Source organism: Salinarimonas ramus (genome assembly GCF_014645695.1).
GTDB classification, from domain to species: Bacteria; Pseudomonadota; Alphaproteobacteria; order Rhizobiales; family Beijerinckiaceae; genus Salinarimonas; species Salinarimonas ramus.
In genome coordinates this window covers 339,917-354,260 of sequence record NZ_BMMF01000002.1, presented here as the reverse complement: position 1 = coordinate 354,260, position 14,344 = coordinate 339,917, and the positions used below count along the sequence as shown (strand labels likewise).

Genomic DNA, 14,344 nt, shown 5'->3' with positions numbered 1-14,344 from the left:
CCAGGGGATTTCCATGGCCTCAATCGGCGCATCTCCGGTCGCTCCGGCCAAGCGGATGACGCTCGGCGAGGGGGGAAGCGCGCTCGCACTCGCGGCGCTCGCCCTCCTCTCCATCGTCGTCGCCGCGAAGGCCTACGAAGCGGCCTACGCCTTCCACGCCTACCTGTTCGCGGCGGGGTCCGTCGCGGCGGTGTTCGCGATCATGAACCGCTACAACGATCGCCCGGCGGCGCTGCCGCCGCAGGAGATCGACGGCAAGCCCAACTACAACATGGGCCCCGTCAAGTTCGCGACGGTCGCGGCCATGGTCTGGGGCATCGCCGGCTTCACGGTGGGCGTTCTCATCGCCTTCCAGCTCGCCTTCCCGGCGCTGAACTTCGACCTCGCCTTCCTGAATTTCGGCCGGATGCGCCCGCTGCACACCTCGGCGGTGATCTTCGCCTTCGGCGGCAACGTGCTGCTGGCGACGTCGCTCTACGTGGTGCAGCGCACGAGCCGCGCGCGGCTCGCCGGCGACATCACCCCCTGGTTCGTGGTCCTGGGCTACAACTTCTTCATCCTGATCGCCGGCACGGGCTACCTGCTCGGCATCACGCAGTCGAAGGAATACGCCGAGCCCGAGTGGTACGCCGACCTGTTCCTCACGGTCGTGTGGGTCGCCTACCTCTTGATGTTCATGCTCACGCTGCGCAAGCGCAAGGAGCCCCACATCTACGTGGCGAACTGGTTCTACCTGGCCTTCATCGTCACGATCGCGATGCTGCATCTGGGCAACAACGCCGTGATCCCGGTGTCGCTGTTCTCGGCCAAGTCCTACCAGGTCTGGTCGGGGGTGCAGGACGCCATGGTGCAGTGGTGGTACGGCCACAACGCGGTCGGCTTCTTCCTCACCGCCGGCTTCCTCGCGATCATGTACTACTTCGTCCCGAAGCAGGCGGAGCGGCCGGTCTATTCCTACCGCCTCTCGATCATCCACTTCTGGGCGCTGATCTTCCTCTACATCTGGGCCGGCCCGCACCACCTGCACTACACGGCGCTGCCGGACTGGGCGCAGACGCTCGGCATGGTGTTCTCGATCATGCTGTGGATGCCCTCCTGGGGCGGCATGATCAACGGCCTGATGACGCTCTCGGGCGCCTGGGACAAGCTGCGGACCGATCCAGTGCTGCGCCTCATGGTCGTGTCCATCGCCTTCTACGGCATGTCGACCTTCGAGGGCCCGATGATGTCGATCAAGGTCGTGAACTCGCTCTCGCACTACACCGACTGGACCGTCGGCCACGTGCATTCGGGCGCGCTCGGCTGGGTCGCCTACATCTCCTTCGGCGCGATCTACTGCCTCGTGCCCTGGCTGTGGAACCGTGAGCGGCTCTACTCGCTCAAGCTGGTCAACTGGCACTTCTGGATCTCGACGCTCGGGATCGTGCTGTACATCTCGTCCATGTGGGTCGCCGGCATCATGCAGGGCCTTATGTGGCGGGCGTACACGGCGCTGGGCTTCCTCGAATACTCGTTCATCGAGACCTCCGAGGCGATGCATCCCTACTACGTCATTCGCGGGCTCGGCGGTCTGCTGTTCCTCGCGGGCGCTCTCATCATGGTCTACAACCTGGTCATGACAGTTCGTGCGGTCAAGCCGGTCGCCGAGGCCGAGCCGAAGTCGCCGCTGGTCGCGGCCGAGTAAGGGGGGGGCGAGACATGTCTCTCTGGAACAAGCACGCGATCTTCGAGAAGAACTCGGTCGTCCTCGTCGCCGGCATCCTGGGCGTGGTCGCCATCGGCGGCCTCGTCGAGATCGCCCCGCTCTTCTACCTCAAGAACACGATCGAGGAGGTGGAGGGCATGCGGCCCTACAGCCCCCTCGAGCTGGCGGGGCGCAACGTCTACGTCCGCGAGGGCTGCTACAATTGTCACAGCCAGATGGTGCGTCCGCTGCGTGACGAGGTCGAGCGCTACGGCCACTACTCGCTGGCGGCGGAATCCATGTACGACAAGCCCTTCCAATGGGGCTCGAAGCGTACGGGGCCCGACCTCGCGCGCGTCGGCGGCAAGTATTCGGACGCCTGGCACGTGGCGCACCTGGTCGATCCGCGCTCCGTCGTGCCGGCCTCGATCATGCCGGGCTACCCCTTCCTGTTCGAGACGCCGCTCGATTTCGACACGATCGACCGCGACCTCTCCGTCCAGGCGGCGATGGGCGTACCCTATACCGAGGACATGATCCTCAACGCCCGCTCGGACGTCATCGCCCAGGCGACGACGGACGATGCGGGGCAGGGCGACCTCCTCGAGCGCTATCCCAAGGCGCAGGCGCGCTCGTTCTCGGGCCGCTCCGACGGCGTCATCACCGAGGGCGACGCCCTCGTCGCCTACCTGCAGACGCTCGGCACGCTGGTCGATTTCTCGACCTACGACGGCCAGGCGAACGTGCGCTGAGGAGGGGAGAATGGACACGTACAACATCCTCGCCTCCTTCGCGCAGACGGGCGGCCTCCTGATCTTCGTGTTCGGGTTCGCCCTCGTCCTCGCCTACGCGCTGATGCCGTCCAACCGCTCGACCTTCGACAAGGCCGCGCGGACGCCGATCGAAGAGGATTGAGGCCATGGCCCAGAACAAGCAGGACATCGATCAGGTGACCGGCGTCACGACGACCGGTCACGAATGGGACGGCATCAAGGAGCTCAACAACCCGCTCCCGCGCTGGTGGCTGAACCTCTTCTACATCTCGATCGCCTTCTCGGTGATCTACGTGCTGCTCTACCCGGCGATCCCCCTCGTCAACTCGGCGACGGGCGGCCTGCTGGGCTGGAACTCGCGCTCGGCCGTCGTGAGCGATCTCGAGCGGCTCGACGCGTCGCGCGGCGGCGAGATCGCCAAGCTCCGGGACGTCGAGCTCGTCGCCATCGAGGAGGATCCCCAGCTCCTCGCCTTCGCCCAGGCCTACGGTCGCGCGGCGTTCGGCGACAATTGCTCGGCCTGCCACGGCGCTGGCGGCGGCGGGGCGACGGGCTTTCCCAACCTCGTCGACGACGATTGGCTGTGGGGCGGCTCCATCGACGCCATCCACCAGACGATCACCCACGGCATCCGCTCCACCCCCATGGAGACCCGCATCGGCGACATGCCGGCCTTCGTCCGCGACGGCTGGTTCGGCCGGGAGGACGCCGTGGTGCTCACCGACTATGTCCGCTCGCTCTCGGGTCTCGAGACGACGGCCGGCTTCGACGCGGCTCAGGGCGCCGAGCTCTTCGCGACGAACTGCGCCGCCTGCCACGGCGAGACCGGCGAGGGCATCCGCGAGATGGGCGCGCCGAACCTCACCGACGGCATCTGGCTCTACGGCTCTGACCGCGAGGTGATCCTCGAGGGTCTCGTCAACGGCCGCGGCGGGATGATGCCGCATTTCGGCGAGCGCCTCGACGATGCCACGGTGAAGGCGCTGGCGGTCTACGTCCACACGCTGGGCGGCGGCGAGTGAGCGCCGCGCCGAGGCGCGTGACCTCGGCGATGTAGATGGAGGCGGCGGGTCCTGGAGAGGGGCCCGCCGTTCTCGTTTCGAGGGTCGTCACACTCTCTCATTCGGGCTCGGGAACGAACCAGACGTTCTGCGTCGCGGACGCCTCCTCCTCGCTCTCCTCCGCCAACGCCTCCACGCTGACGCTCTCGGGTTCCGTGCGGTCCTCGCGCAGGCGCGGCGGGCGGGGCTGCCAGCCCTTCAGGTGCTGGCCGACGCGCTCGTAGAAGCTCGGCACCGCGGCCTCCAGCTCGGAGATGAACTTGTTGCGCTGGGCGAACTTCGCCGCGAGATCGCTGACGAGCAGGATCTCCATCGAGACGAGCTCGGGCGCGTCCCGCCCGCCCGCGAGCTCCTCCGCGTCGGTTCGCGCCTCCGCGAGGCTCGCCTGCCGCGAGGGCGCGCGGCCGATATAGTGCAGCCGCACGTGGATGCCGGCGGGATCGCTGGCCTCCACCTGGCGCAGCAGCCAGCCGAGGCGCGCCTTGTTGCTCTTGCGGTCCTCCGGCGCACGCACCTTCATGGAGACGACGATGGCGCGCGCCCGCAGGTCGGCGCGGATCTCGATGGGCGCCGCGGCATCCGGCACCCGCAGGCTCGCGCCGAGGCAATGCTCGGCGCACAACCGCTCCGCGTCCGCTCTCAGCCGCGCCTCCGCGTCCGCACGCTGCGCCCTCGGCAGATGCGGGTCGACCTCCGTCGTCAGCTGGCGGCTGAGGATGAGGCACAGGTCCCGCACCTCCTGGTGCCAGGCGCCGACCACCTCGCGCACCGCCTCGCTCGCAGGCGACATCGGCGCACCCGCCTGCGCCTTCGCCACTAGGTCCGGCCACGGCGCCGGCATGCGGTCGAAGCCCTTCACGCCCGTGCTCGGATGCGTGAGGAAGCGCACCAGCTCGGCGAGGATGAAGGCCTGATCGGCGTCCTCGACGCCCGCACCGTCGATGAGGAGCGTCGCCTGGGTGAGCACGTTCATCCAGGACCAGTGGTACACTTCCACCTTCTTGCGCGCCGCCGCCGAGATCTCCAGCGGATGGTGCGCGGGCAGCGAGGCGAACTCGTTGGAGAGCGTGACGACCGCGTCGATGCCGTAGCGCCGCGCCACCTCGCAATAGAGCTCCACCTGCGCGACCGAGAGATCCGCGTTGCCGACCTTCGCCTCGACGAGCGCCGTCCAGCGCCGCGCGCCGACGCGCAGGACGACGAGGCCGTCGGGCCGGGCCGCCTTCTCGCCCTTGCCCATCGGGAAGGCGACCTCCGTATAAGCCGCGATCTGCGCTCGGCTGCCGACGCGCTGGCCCAGGCTCGCCAGCATGACGCGACCGAACTCGTTCACGCTCGCGAGGCAGGCGAGATAGATCGACGTCGCGCGGCCCTCCTTCGAGGTTTCGGCGAGGACGGGGAAGAGCCGCGCGCGATGGCTCTTCTCCAGGACCTGGTCCAGATCACCCATCACCCGCTCTCCTCGCGTGCTTGTCGACGAATTGTCGGCCCACGATTGCAGATGCTGGTGCGTTCGATCAAGCCGCTCCGAGGCCCCGCCGCTCGCAGGGTTGCGCAGACGTTCCCCGCACCCCATATGTGATGTCGAACGGCGCGCCCGCGGGCGCGCGGCCGCCTCTCTCCGCTCGGGCTTGCGAAGCCCGACGCGTTTGACCTTGCGCGGCCGTGGGTTTAAAGCGCAGATGACTTTTCCGACCGGCGCCCGCGGGGGCGCTACGGTCGTTTTGGCTGATCAAAGGATGACCGTATGGCGAAAGAGGAGCTGATCACCTTCGAGGGCATCGTGACCGAGGTTCTCCCCGACGCGAAGTTTCGGGTCGAGCTCGAGAACGGCCACGAGGTGATCGCCTACACCGCCGGCAAGATGCGGAAGTTCCGCATCAAGACCATCGCCGGCGACCGCGTCACCGTCGAGATGTCGCCTTACGACCTCGACAAGGGGCGCCTCGTGTTCCGCCACAAGGACGACCGCGGCCCGATGGGCCCGCGCCCCGGCGGCTCGCGTCCCGGCGGCCCCCGCCGGCGGTGACGGTATCGGCTGGTCTCGAAGACGGTCATGAGCTAGCGTCGGGGAGAATTGCAAGGAGGCCGAGATGCCGGACGAGGCAGAGCTGACGATCCAGCTGGATGCGGATCTCCGTGACGCTTTTCTCGGCGAGGCGGCGCTTCAGGACGTGCCGCCCGCAGACATCTTGCGTGAGCTCGTTCGCAGCTACGTCGATGATCGGCGCAAGTGCCGAGACGAGGTTCCGCCCGAATATGACGCGTTTCTGCGCGCGAAGGTCGAACGTTCGCGCGCCTCTATCAACGCCGGCAGGTGGCGCTCCAACGAGGACGTCGAGGCCGAGTTCGCCGAGAGAAGGCGCCGCTTGGCGGCTGATTCGGCTTGATCGTCCGCTGGACGAATGACGCGACCGACGATCGATCTCGCATCCTGGAGCACATCGCGCAGCACAACCCTCGCGCTGCGCGCCGGCTCGACCAGAGATTCTCTCGAGCCGTATCACGCTTGAAATCGCATCCGTTTTCAGGCCAAGCCGGTCGGGTGCCCGGCACTCGCGAAACGATACCTCATCCGAGCTATCGCCTCGTCTACGAGGTGGATGGCGATATCGTCTGGATCGTCGCAATCGTCCACACCGCGCGTCTTTGGCCGATCGTGGATGACGCTGCACCATCGCCTGCCGACCTCCGATGAACGAAAAAGGGCGCCTGGCCTCGCGGCCGGCGCCCTTTCGCGTTCCAGGTCCGAGGCCGCTCTCGCGAGCGGCCCCGGCCGGATCAGCTCTGGCTCACGCGAGCGCGAGCTTGTCGGCGGCCGACTTGCCGGTGCGGCGGTCGGCGACGATCTCGTAGGAGATCTTCTGGCCCTCGTTGAGGCCGCGCAGACCCGCGCGCTCGACGGCGGAGATGTGGACGAACACGTCCGCACCGCCCTCGTCGGGCTGAATGAAGCCGAAGCCCTTGGTCGCGTTGAACCACTTCACGGTACCGGTATGCATGACGTTCCCTCTCGAGGCATGCAGTTTCAGTCGGGCGCACGCCGCGAGGCGCCCACCCATGGGGATATCGATGTCTTGAGGAAGGGTCGTCAGCCGCGCATCGTGATGCGCTGTCTGGCCAAGTCGTCCGGCCTAAACTCGATCCTTTTGACATACGCGCTAATCGTGTCGATTTAAAGGTCCTCGCGCGAAAAAAAGGCCCGGCCGATTTCCGGCCGGGCCTTCGGATCACGCAGACGGGGCGAGCGGCTCAGCCCGCGGCCATCGCCTTCTTCAGGTTCTCGTCGACCTTGTCGAGGAAGCCCGTCGTCGTCAGCCAGGGCTGATCCGGGCCCACGAGGAGGGCGAGGTCCTTCGTCATGTGGCCGGCCTCGACCGTGTCGATGCAGACCTTCTCCAGCGTGTCGGCGAAGCGGGCGAGCGCGTCGTTGCCGTCGAGCTTGGCGCGGTGGGCGAGGCCCCGCGTCCATGCGAAGATCGAGGCGATGGAGTTCGTCGAGGTCTCCTTGCCCTTCTGGTGCTCGCGGTAGTGACGCGTCACCGTGCCGTGGGCGGCCTCGGCCTCCACGGTCTGGCCGTCGGGCGTCATCAGCACGGAGGTCATCAGGCCGAGCGAGCCGAAGCCCTGCGCGACCGTGTCGGACTGGACGTCGCCGTCGTAGTTCTTGCAGGCCCAGACGTAGCCGCCCGACCACTTCAGCGCCGAGGCGACCATGTCGTCGATCAGGCGGTGCTCGTAGGTGATCCCGGCCGCCTTGAACTTATCGGCGAACTCGTTCTCGTAGACCTCCTGGAACAGGTCCTTGAAGCGCCCGTCATAGGCCTTGAGGATGGTGTTCTTGGTGGACAGATAGACCGGGTACTTGCGGTTCAGGCCGTAATTCATCGAGGCGCGGGCGAAGTCGCGGATCGACTCGTCGAGATTGTACATCGCCATCGCGACGCCGGCGCCCGGGAACTGGAACACCTCCTTCTCGATGACGGTGCCGTCCTCGCCCTCGAACTTGATGGTCATGCGGCCCTTGCCGGGCACCTTGAAGTCGGTGGCGCGGTACTGGTCGCCGAAGGCGTGGCGGCCGACGATGATCGGCTGCGTCCAGCCGGGCACGAGACGCGGCACGTTCTTGCAGATGATCGGCTCGCGGAAGATCACGCCGCCCAGGATGTTGCGGATCGTGCCGTTGGGCGAGCGCCACATCTGCTTGAGACCGAACTCCTCGACGCGCTGCTCGTCGGGGGTGATCGTGGCGCACTTGACGCCCACGCCGTGCTTCTTGATGGCGTTGGCCGCGTCGATGGTCACCTGGTCGTCGGTCGCGTCGCGATGCTCGACGCCGAGGTCGTAATATTCCAGGTCGATGTCGAGATAGGGGTGGATGAGCTTGTCCTTGATGTAGGCCCAGATGATCCGGGTCATCTCGTCGCCGTCGAGCTCCACCACCGGGTTTGCGACCTTGATCTTCGCCATCGTGCGACCTTTCGCGGTGTGTGACCTATGGGAACGCCTCCGCGTCCCCCTTCCGGCGCGCGTCATAGCCCGGAGGGCGCGCGTGGGGAAGTCCGGCTTTCGCCGGGGGCGTATGTGAGGGGTCGAAAAGGCGGTTTTTCGTTGAGCTGCGCTCGTCAGAACGTCAGCGTGATTCCGGCTCTCGCGCCTGCTGCGCGCATGTCCGAGAGCAAGCTGTCGTCGTCCGCTGCTCGGCGTGACGAGACGACCGCGACGGCGTCGGCGGCGCGATCTCCGAACAAGACGAGCGCGCTGGCTGGATCGCACCGGTTCGATGTCCAAAGGAGCCCGTCGAGGTCGGTGAAGCGCCAGTGAAGCGCCTGCGCCCACTGTGCCGTCATTTCATACATGTTGGCGGGAGCCGAGACGAGCTCGCGATGCGTCAGGCCCCATTTCGCCAGGTCGGGCGTGCGGAGCTCTGCCAGCACGAGCGTGCGTGTCGTCATGAGCTCTGTGTGGCTACGATCCCGCGCGTCATGGAGCGGAACCGTCCTGAACCCCGACGAAGCAGGAATGTCGTGAAACAAGCTTTCGAAGATCGCCGCTTCGAGCGTCGTCGCAGCATAGAGCGAGGGAACGCAGCATCCTTCGCGGTCGACGATCGGCGCGAAGCGGGTCGGACGGCCGAGGCAGGGGTTGAAAGATGCCCCCTCGAAGCGCGATAGGTGAATGCGGTGGAAGCGGCTCTCTGCGGCGACACGCACCGTATTGGGTGCGGCGAGATCCGCGGGAGGCGCAGGAACCTCGCCGTTCACCCGACCGTCGCTTCCCGCATCCGTGCGGCGGCCTGAACGACCGCTTCGATGTCGGAAAGACTCTCTTGCGGTGTTCTATCCCCGAGCCAGCCGTTGCCGGATGCGAACCACAGAGCGATCTGCCAGGAGGTCAGCTCTCGCGGCAGAGCCAGCAAGATGCGCTTGATCTCGGGACGAGGGCGGCCGTCGGAAAACTGGAAAGCGGGAAACCGGTCGACACCTTTGTGCGAGACGGCAAAGACGCGCCCGTCCTTCTTCCAGCCCGCAGCCAGCGCGCTCCGATTGGCCGCTTCGCTGCCGGCCACTAGATGCAGGTCTGCGGCAGTGAGCGTCGGGACCGTTTCGAGATAGCGCGCGCGCAGAGCGGCGTTGTCGGTTTCTAGGTCGGCCTCGACCTGGGAAAGCGGCTCCTCGGCAATCAATACCTCGACGAGACGCTCGATTCGCTCCGCACGGCGGGCTGCACGCCCGGGAACGGCGCCACGGTCCAGCGCCTGGATCGCACGACGCGCGAGAGCGAGATCCCGTTCGTTGTCCGCGTGCACGATCAGCGTGTGGCCGGCCGGCAGGATCCGTGAGTCCTCACGCGCGAGATCGAGCGTCTCGATCGCGTAGGAGTGCGCCTGCTCGCCCATCATGCCCTCGTCGTCGGACGGAACCCGTCCACGGAGATTATGCCTGAGATCGATGATGTCAAGAAGGGCTCAGGGATATCATGGCGATTGCTGGTCGAGGTCCCCTCTACCCCCGCCCCCGCAGCACCAGCTCGTCGCGGCGCACCTCGTAGGACTCGAGCCGGTCGAGGAAGGTCATGCCGAGAAGGTTCTGCGGCAGGGCGCCGGGGCGGGCGACGAGGGCGCGCACGCGCCTCTCGACGATGTCGCCGACGGCGAGGGTGTCGAGGACGATGGGGGCGGCCATGGTGCGCCCGTTCGCGGTGAGCACCGGCACGCGGTAGGAGAGGTCCTCGCCGGCATAGCCGAGCCGCTCGGCCGCCTCGGCGGTGAGCACGACGACGTTCGCGCCGGTGTCGAAGATGAAGTCGAGGGGCGTCCCCTCGGCGCTGCCGCGCAGCACGAAGGAGCCGTCGAAGCCGCGCCGCACGCTCACCTCGCCCGGCGCGATCGTCACGGCGCTACCGGGCCGCAGCTCCGCCATCACCCGCATCGCCACCGATTCGAGCTCGAAGCGGTGGGTGTAGAGCGCGATGATCGAGACGAAGATCACCACCCACGAGACCAGATGGCCGACAAAGGCGGCGAAGCGGCCGCGATAGCGCGAGAACAGCGAGCCCGAGATGAACAGGACGAGGGCGGTGAGCGCCGTGAGCCGCGCGAAGTCCTCGGGGGCGAGGCCCAGGATCTCGCGCTCGCCGTGCGTCCACACGAGGGCGGCGATGCCGAAGGCGAGGAGCGCGAGGCCGATGGCGCCCGGCATCAGCCGGCCCCGCCCGATCGGCCGCTCGCAGCGCTGTCCGCGTCCTCGCCGAGGAAGGCGATGCGCATGCGCCGCTCCAGGCCGGCCATGATGGCGAGGCGTTCCTCCTCCGGCTTGCGGCCCCAGGTGGCGATCTCGGCGCGGGTGCGCCCGCAGCCTTCGCACAGGCCGGTCTCCTCGTCGATGAGGCAGACCTTGATGCAGGGGGTGGAAGCGGCGGCTGTCGTCATGGCTGCATAGATCGTCAGCGCGCGAGCGCGATCAAGAGGGCGCAGGCGGCGGCGATCTCCGCGACCTGCTGGGCGGCGCCGGCGACGTCGCCGGTCTGGCCGCCGATCTTCGCCACCGACCAGCGGGTGAGGAGGATCGCTGAGAGGGCCGCCGCGAGGAGCGCCCCCGCCATGCCGAGGAGGGACAGCCCGCCCGCCGCGGCGAGGGCGAGCGCGATCGCCGCCGCGAGCCCGCTCGCAAAGAGCAGCGTCGCCATCGGCAGGCGCCCCACGCTGGCCGAGGCGCCCTCGCGCCGCGCGGGGCTCGCGAGCGCGAGAGGAACGAGCGTCGCGGTGCGCGAAAGGCAGGAAAGGGCGATCACGGCGCACGCGGCGCCGAGGATGCCCGCCCCCTCGAGAAGCGCCGCGAGGGCGGCGACGCGCAGGATCGCCGCGAGGATCAGCGCCAGCGCGCCGAAGGCGCCGACCCGGCTGTCCTTCATGATCTCGAGCCGGCGCTCGCGGGTGGCGCCGCCGGCGAAGGCGTCGGCCACGTCGGCGAGCCCGTCCTCGTGGAGCGCGCCCGTCATCGCGGCGAGAGCGGCGATGCCAAGCGTGGCGGCGACGAGCGGCGGCAGGCCGGCGAGGGCGGTGGCGGCGACGACGAATGCCGCGAGCGCGCCGAGGATCGCGCCGGCGACGGGCAGAACGCGCGCCATCCGTGCGAAAGAGGGCATGGCGTGCGGGTCCGCCTCCCACGGCAGGGCCGGCACGGGCAGCCGCGAATAGAAGCGCAGCGCCCGCGCGACGTCGGTGATCGCGCCTTTGATCGGCCCCTCCTCGGGGGCGCTCTGGTCGTCACGTGGTGCGTGCATGGCGATGGGAGACGCAATCTTCCGGAACGGGCGGCTTCACCCGCCCGGGCGCCTCCTTTATAGGACGGCGCACGATCCGATTCACCCGGCGCGTGCGGTCGTCCCCGCCTTTCGCGCCTCGATCACCTGCTGGAGACGCTCGATGACCGACACGCCCGCTCCGACCTCCGGCTCGCCCTTCGACGACATTCGCGCGCTGCTCTCCGCGATGCCCGGGCCCGACGAGGCGGCGGTCGCCGCCGTTCGCGCCCGCGACGCGGAGCTGACGAAGCCCGCGGGCTCGCTCGGGCGCCTCGAATGGCTGGCGGAGTGGCTCGGCGCCTGGCAGGCGAAGCCCAAGCCCAGCGTGGCGCGCCCCCTCGTCGCGGTCTTCGCCGGCGCCCACGGCGTCACGGCGCGCGGCGTCTCGGCCTTTCCGGACGTCGTGAACCGGCAGATGCTCGAGAACTTCGCCGCGGGCGGCGCTGCCATCAACCAGATCTGCGCCGCCTACGGCATCGGCTTCAAGGTCTTCGACCTCGCCCTCGACATTCCCACCAAGGATTTCAGCGCCGAGCCCGCCATGAGCGAGAAGGACGCCGTCGCCACCATGGCCTTCGGCATGGAGGCGATCGCCGGCGGTACGGACCTGCTCGGCATCGGCGAGATGGGCATCGGCAACACCACTTCCGCGGCCGCGATCTACAGCGCGCTCTACGGCGGCGAGCCGGCGCGCTGGGTGGGCCGCGGCTCGGGCGTCGACGACGAGGGCCTCGCGCGCAAGGTGCGCGTCATCGAGGAGGCCCTGGCGCTGCACGGGGAAGCGCTGTCCGATCCGCTGGAGGTGCTGCGGCGCCTCGGCGGGCGCGAGATCTGCGCCATGGCCGGCGCCATCCTGGCGGCGCGCGCCGAGCGGGTGCCCGTCGTCATCGACGGCTACGTCGCCTCCGCCGCCGCGGCGGTGCTGCACGCTCTCGATCCGCGCGCGCTCGACCATTGCGTGGCCGGTCACCTCTCCGCGGAGGGCGCCCATCGCGAGGCGCTCGAGCGCATGGGCAAGACGCCGCTGCTGGCGCTCAACATGCGCCTGGGCGAAGGCTCCGGCGCGGCGATGGCCATCGGCGTGATCAAGGCGGCCTGCGCCTGCCACACCGACATGGCGACGTTCGAGCAGGCGAGCGTCTCGCGCGGAGAGGGCTGAGGCGCCCCGCCCTCAGCCGCCGGTCGAGAGCGCGCTCGCGATCCCAGCCGCGAGCGCCGCGTTGCTCTTCACCAGCGCGACGTTCGTCGCGAGGCTGCGCCCGCCGGTCAGCTCGACGAGGCGCCCGAGCAGGAAGGGCGTCACCGCCTTGGCCGCGATGCGCTGCGCCTTCGCCTCCGCCAGCGCGGTGGCGATGTGCGCGTCGATCTCCGCACGCGGGATCTCCGCCTCCTCCGGCACCGGGTTGGTGACGAGCACGCCGCCTTCGAGGCCGAGATCGCGCTTGGCCTCGATCATGGCCGCGATGGCGCCCGCCTCGTCGAGGCGCAGCGGCGCCGGCAGGCCCGACGAGCGGCTCCAGAAGGCGGGCAGATCGTCGGTGCGGTAGCCGATCACCGGCACGCCGCGGGTCTCCAGCGCTTCCAGCGTACGCGGCAGGTCGAGGATCGCCTTGGCGCCGGCGCAGACGACGCAGACCGGCGTGCGCGCGAGCTCCTCCAGATCCGCCGAGACGTCCATCGTCTCCTCGACGCCGCGATGCACGCCCCCGATGCCGCCGGTGGCGAAGACGCGGATGCCCGCGAGGGCGGCGCAGATCATGGTCGCGGCCACTGTCGTCGCGCCGTCGCGCCCGGTGGCGACGGCGAAGGGGAGATCGGCCCGCGAGAGCTTCATCACGTCGGCTTTCCGAGCGAGCGCCTCGAGCGTCGCGCCGTCGAGGCCGACGCGCACGCGCCCCGCGATCACGGCGATGGTGGCGGGCACCGCGCCGCCCGTGCGCACGACGTCCTCTACCGCGCGCGCGGTCTCGAGGTTCGCCGGCCAGGGCATGCCGTGGGTGATGATGGTCGATTCGAGCGCGACCACCGGCCGCCCGGCAGCGAGCGCCTCTTCGACCTCGGGCGCGACGTCGAGGCAGGCCGGGAGATTGGTGGCGTGGTGGCGAGCGGTCATGTCGGGGCTCCGTCGGCCAAAGCCTCCGCGAGGAGGGCGGGCGAGAGGTCGGCGCGCACGGCGCCGGGGCGGGCGATGGTGAGGCGGGCGAGCGCCTGGCCGGCCGCGAGCGCGTCCGTCAGCGTCGCGCCCGAGGCGAGGCGATGCAAGGTTCCGGCGATGAGCGCGTCGCCGGCGCCGGTGACGTCGACGACGCGAGCCGCCGGCGCAGGCCACCGGATCGCGCCCTGCGCATCGGCCTGGACGAGCCCGTCGGCGCCCAGCGTGACGATCGCCGCCGCCGCGCCGCGCGCCACGAGGGCGTGGGCGAGATCTTCCGGCGGGCCGCTATCGCCGACGAGCGCCTGCGCCTCGTCGCGGGCGCAGAACAGGACGTCGATGCCGCGCAGATCGCGCGGCAGGCGCGCGGACTTGGCGACGGAGACGGCGTCGATCGCGAGGCGCCAGGGCGCGCTCCGCGCGCGCGCGAGGAGCGCTCCGAGGGCGTCCGCGCCGCAATTCGCGTCGGCGAAGACGAGGCCCGCGTCGTCGCAGGCCGCGCGGGCGACGAAGCCGGCATCGAGCCCGGCGAGGACGTCCATGGCGGCGAGCCCGACATGAAGCGCGCCGTCGGGCGCCAGGACGGCCACGTATTCCGCCGTGCGCGCGCCCGCGATGCGCTCGATGCCCGAGAGGTCGACGCCGAGCCGCGCCAGCGCCTCCGCGATCTCCCCGCCCGGCGCGTCGTCGCCGACGACGCTGGCGAGGGCGACGCGCGAGCCGAGGCGCGCCAGATTCTCCGCGACGTTGCGCGCGACGCCGCCGTGCGAGACGCCCGCGCCGGCCGGGTTCGAGGTGCCGAGCCGCACCGCATCGCGGACCACGTACGTGCGATCCACGGCCGCGCCGCCGAGGCAGAGGATGCGGC

At 69.4% G+C, this 14,344-nt stretch carries 18 protein-coding genes; 8 read left to right on the top strand and 10 right to left on the bottom strand.

Annotated elements, in window-relative coordinates:
* The first annotated feature begins 13 nt into the window (after positions 1-13).
* The 4 genes from ccoN to ccoP are packed head-to-tail and all read left to right on the top strand — an operon-like array spanning position 14 to position 3,479.
* Positions 14-1,684 carry a cytochrome-c oxidase, cbb3-type subunit I gene (gene ccoN, locus IEX89_RS03990; RefSeq protein WP_188909823.1) on the top strand — a complete coding sequence of 557 codons (1,671 nt, stop codon included), beginning with the start codon at positions 14-16 and terminating at the stop codon, positions 1,682-1,684.
* A 14-nt stretch (positions 1,685-1,698) separates the two neighbouring features.
* Positions 1,699-2,436 carry a cytochrome-c oxidase, cbb3-type subunit II gene (gene ccoO / locus IEX89_RS03985; protein WP_188909821.1) on the top strand — a complete coding sequence of 246 codons (738 nt, stop codon included), beginning with the start codon at positions 1,699-1,701 and terminating at the stop codon, positions 2,434-2,436.
* Between the two features lie 10 nt (positions 2,437-2,446).
* The gene (locus IEX89_RS03980; RefSeq protein WP_188909819.1) at positions 2,447-2,599 is read left to right on the top strand and encodes a cbb3-type cytochrome c oxidase subunit 3; all 153 of its coding nucleotides are present in this window, start codon (positions 2,447-2,449) and stop codon (positions 2,597-2,599) included.
* Between the two features lie 4 nt (positions 2,600-2,603).
* Positions 2,604-3,479 carry a cytochrome-c oxidase, cbb3-type subunit III gene (ccoP, locus tag IEX89_RS03975; RefSeq protein WP_188909817.1) on the top strand — a complete coding sequence of 292 codons (876 nt, stop codon included), beginning with the start codon at positions 2,604-2,606 and terminating at the stop codon, positions 3,477-3,479.
* 97 nt (positions 3,480-3,576) lie between these two features.
* On the opposite strand, the gene IEX89_RS03970 is transcribed toward ccoP, so the two are convergent.
* On the bottom strand, positions 3,577-4,968 hold the full coding sequence (locus IEX89_RS03970; protein ID WP_188909815.1) for a hypothetical protein: 1,392 nt from the start codon (positions 4,966-4,968) through the stop codon (positions 3,577-3,579).
* A 297-nt stretch (positions 4,969-5,265) separates the two neighbouring features.
* Here IEX89_RS03970 and infA point away from each other — a divergent pair, with 297 nt between their 5' ends.
* From infA to IEX89_RS03955, 3 genes are all read left to right on the top strand, one after another.
* Positions 5,266-5,547 (top strand): translation initiation factor IF-1, encoded by a 282-nt coding sequence (gene infA, locus IEX89_RS03965; RefSeq protein WP_188909813.1) that lies wholly within the window; start codon positions 5,266-5,268, stop codon positions 5,545-5,547.
* A gap of 64 nt (positions 5,548-5,611) precedes the next feature.
* Positions 5,612-5,908: an antitoxin of toxin-antitoxin stability system gene (locus IEX89_RS03960; RefSeq protein ID WP_188909810.1), complete on the top strand. Its 297-nt coding sequence runs from the start codon at positions 5,612-5,614 to the stop codon at positions 5,906-5,908.
* Positions 5,905-6,216: a type II toxin-antitoxin system RelE/ParE family toxin gene (locus tag IEX89_RS03955; RefSeq protein WP_188909808.1), complete on the top strand. Its 312-nt coding sequence runs from the start codon at positions 5,905-5,907 to the stop codon at positions 6,214-6,216. Before IEX89_RS03960 ends, IEX89_RS03955 begins: the two co-directional genes overlap by 4 nt.
* Positions 6,217-6,310: 94 nt before the next feature.
* On the opposite strand, the gene IEX89_RS03950 is transcribed toward IEX89_RS03955, so the two are convergent.
* From IEX89_RS03950 to IEX89_RS03920, 7 genes are all read right to left on the bottom strand, one after another.
* Positions 6,311-6,520 (bottom strand): cold-shock protein, encoded by a 210-nt coding sequence (locus IEX89_RS03950; RefSeq protein WP_188909806.1) that lies wholly within the window; start codon positions 6,518-6,520, stop codon positions 6,311-6,313.
* Positions 6,521-6,770: 250 nt separating this feature from the next.
* Entirely contained in the window at positions 6,771-7,988 is a 1,218-nt protein-coding gene (locus tag IEX89_RS03945; RefSeq protein WP_188909804.1) for an NADP-dependent isocitrate dehydrogenase, read from the bottom strand.
* A gap of 155 nt (positions 7,989-8,143) precedes the next feature.
* Positions 8,144-8,782, bottom strand: coding sequence for an RES family NAD+ phosphorylase (locus tag IEX89_RS03940; protein ID WP_188909802.1), 639 nt, complete (start codon positions 8,780-8,782; stop codon positions 8,144-8,146).
* Complete coding sequence (locus tag IEX89_RS03935) at positions 8,779-9,420, bottom strand: hypothetical protein (RefSeq protein WP_188909799.1); 642 nt, start codon at positions 9,418-9,420, stop codon at positions 8,779-8,781. The genes IEX89_RS03940 and IEX89_RS03935 overlap by 4 nt, the downstream gene beginning before the upstream one ends.
* A 103-nt stretch (positions 9,421-9,523) precedes the next feature.
* Positions 9,524-10,219 carry a retropepsin-like aspartic protease family protein gene (locus IEX89_RS03930; RefSeq protein ID WP_188909798.1) on the bottom strand — a complete coding sequence of 232 codons (696 nt, stop codon included), beginning with the start codon at positions 10,217-10,219 and terminating at the stop codon, positions 9,524-9,526.
* Positions 10,219-10,449, bottom strand: coding sequence for a DUF1289 domain-containing protein (locus IEX89_RS03925; RefSeq protein WP_188909796.1), 231 nt, complete (start codon positions 10,447-10,449; stop codon positions 10,219-10,221). Before IEX89_RS03925 ends, IEX89_RS03930 begins: the two co-directional genes overlap by 1 nt.
* 14 nt (positions 10,450-10,463) lie before the next feature.
* Entirely contained in the window at positions 10,464-11,303 is an 840-nt protein-coding gene (locus tag IEX89_RS03920; RefSeq protein WP_188909794.1) for an adenosylcobinamide-GDP ribazoletransferase, read from the bottom strand.
* A 142-nt stretch (positions 11,304-11,445) separates the two neighbouring features.
* Between IEX89_RS03920 and cobT the strand changes: the two genes are divergently transcribed.
* Entirely contained in the window at positions 11,446-12,483 is a 1,038-nt protein-coding gene (gene cobT / locus IEX89_RS03915; protein ID WP_188909791.1) for a nicotinate-nucleotide--dimethylbenzimidazole phosphoribosyltransferase, read from the top strand.
* Between the two features lie 12 nt (positions 12,484-12,495).
* Here cobT and IEX89_RS03910 read toward each other — a convergent pair whose 3' ends face one another.
* Entirely contained in the window at positions 12,496-13,437 is a 942-nt protein-coding gene (locus tag IEX89_RS03910; RefSeq protein ID WP_188909789.1) for a pseudouridine-5'-phosphate glycosidase, read from the bottom strand.
* Positions 13,434-14,315 carry a PfkB family carbohydrate kinase gene (locus IEX89_RS03905; RefSeq protein ID WP_188909787.1) on the bottom strand — a complete coding sequence of 294 codons (882 nt, stop codon included), beginning with the start codon at positions 14,313-14,315 and terminating at the stop codon, positions 13,434-13,436. Before IEX89_RS03905 ends, IEX89_RS03910 begins: the two co-directional genes overlap by 4 nt.
* Between the last annotated feature and the right edge of the window lie 29 nt (positions 14,316-14,344).

Excerpts from the sequence above, each read along its gene's own strand:
- IEX89_RS03960 (WP_188909810.1), top strand. The coding sequence starts at position 5,612 with ATGCCGGACGAGGCAGAGCTGACGATCCAGCTGGATGCGGATCTCCGT.
- IEX89_RS03970 (WP_188909815.1), bottom strand. The coding sequence starts at position 4,968 with ATGGGTGATCTGGACCAGGTCCTGGAGAAGAGCCATCGCGCGCGGCTC.
- IEX89_RS03925 (WP_188909796.1), bottom strand. The coding sequence starts at position 10,449 with ATGACGACAGCCGCCGCTTCCACCCCCTGCATCAAGGTCTGCCTCATC.
- IEX89_RS03945 (WP_188909804.1), bottom strand. The coding sequence starts at position 7,988 with ATGGCGAAGATCAAGGTCGCAAACCCGGTGGTGGAGCTCGACGGCGAC.
- cobT (WP_188909791.1), top strand. The coding sequence starts at position 11,446 with ATGACCGACACGCCCGCTCCGACCTCCGGCTCGCCCTTCGACGACATT.
- ccoO (WP_188909821.1), top strand. The coding sequence starts at position 1,699 with ATGTCTCTCTGGAACAAGCACGCGATCTTCGAGAAGAACTCGGTCGTC.
- ccoP (WP_188909817.1), top strand. The coding sequence starts at position 2,604 with ATGGCCCAGAACAAGCAGGACATCGATCAGGTGACCGGCGTCACGACG.
- IEX89_RS03930 (WP_188909798.1), bottom strand. The coding sequence starts at position 10,219 with ATGCCGGGCGCCATCGGCCTCGCGCTCCTCGCCTTCGGCATCGCCGCC.
- IEX89_RS03980 (WP_188909819.1), top strand. The coding sequence starts at position 2,447 with ATGGACACGTACAACATCCTCGCCTCCTTCGCGCAGACGGGCGGCCTC.
- IEX89_RS03935 (WP_188909799.1), bottom strand. The coding sequence starts at position 9,420 with ATGATGGGCGAGCAGGCGCACTCCTACGCGATCGAGACGCTCGATCTC.
- IEX89_RS03920 (WP_188909794.1), bottom strand. The coding sequence starts at position 11,303 with ATGCACGCACCACGTGACGACCAGAGCGCCCCCGAGGAGGGGCCGATC.
- infA (WP_188909813.1), top strand. The coding sequence starts at position 5,266 with ATGGCGAAAGAGGAGCTGATCACCTTCGAGGGCATCGTGACCGAGGTT.
- ccoN (WP_188909823.1), top strand. The coding sequence starts at position 14 with ATGGCCTCAATCGGCGCATCTCCGGTCGCTCCGGCCAAGCGGATGACG.
- IEX89_RS03910 (WP_188909789.1), bottom strand. The coding sequence starts at position 13,437 with ATGACCGCTCGCCACCACGCCACCAATCTCCCGGCCTGCCTCGACGTC.
- IEX89_RS03950 (WP_188909806.1), bottom strand. The coding sequence starts at position 6,520 with ATGCATACCGGTACCGTGAAGTGGTTCAACGCGACCAAGGGCTTCGGC.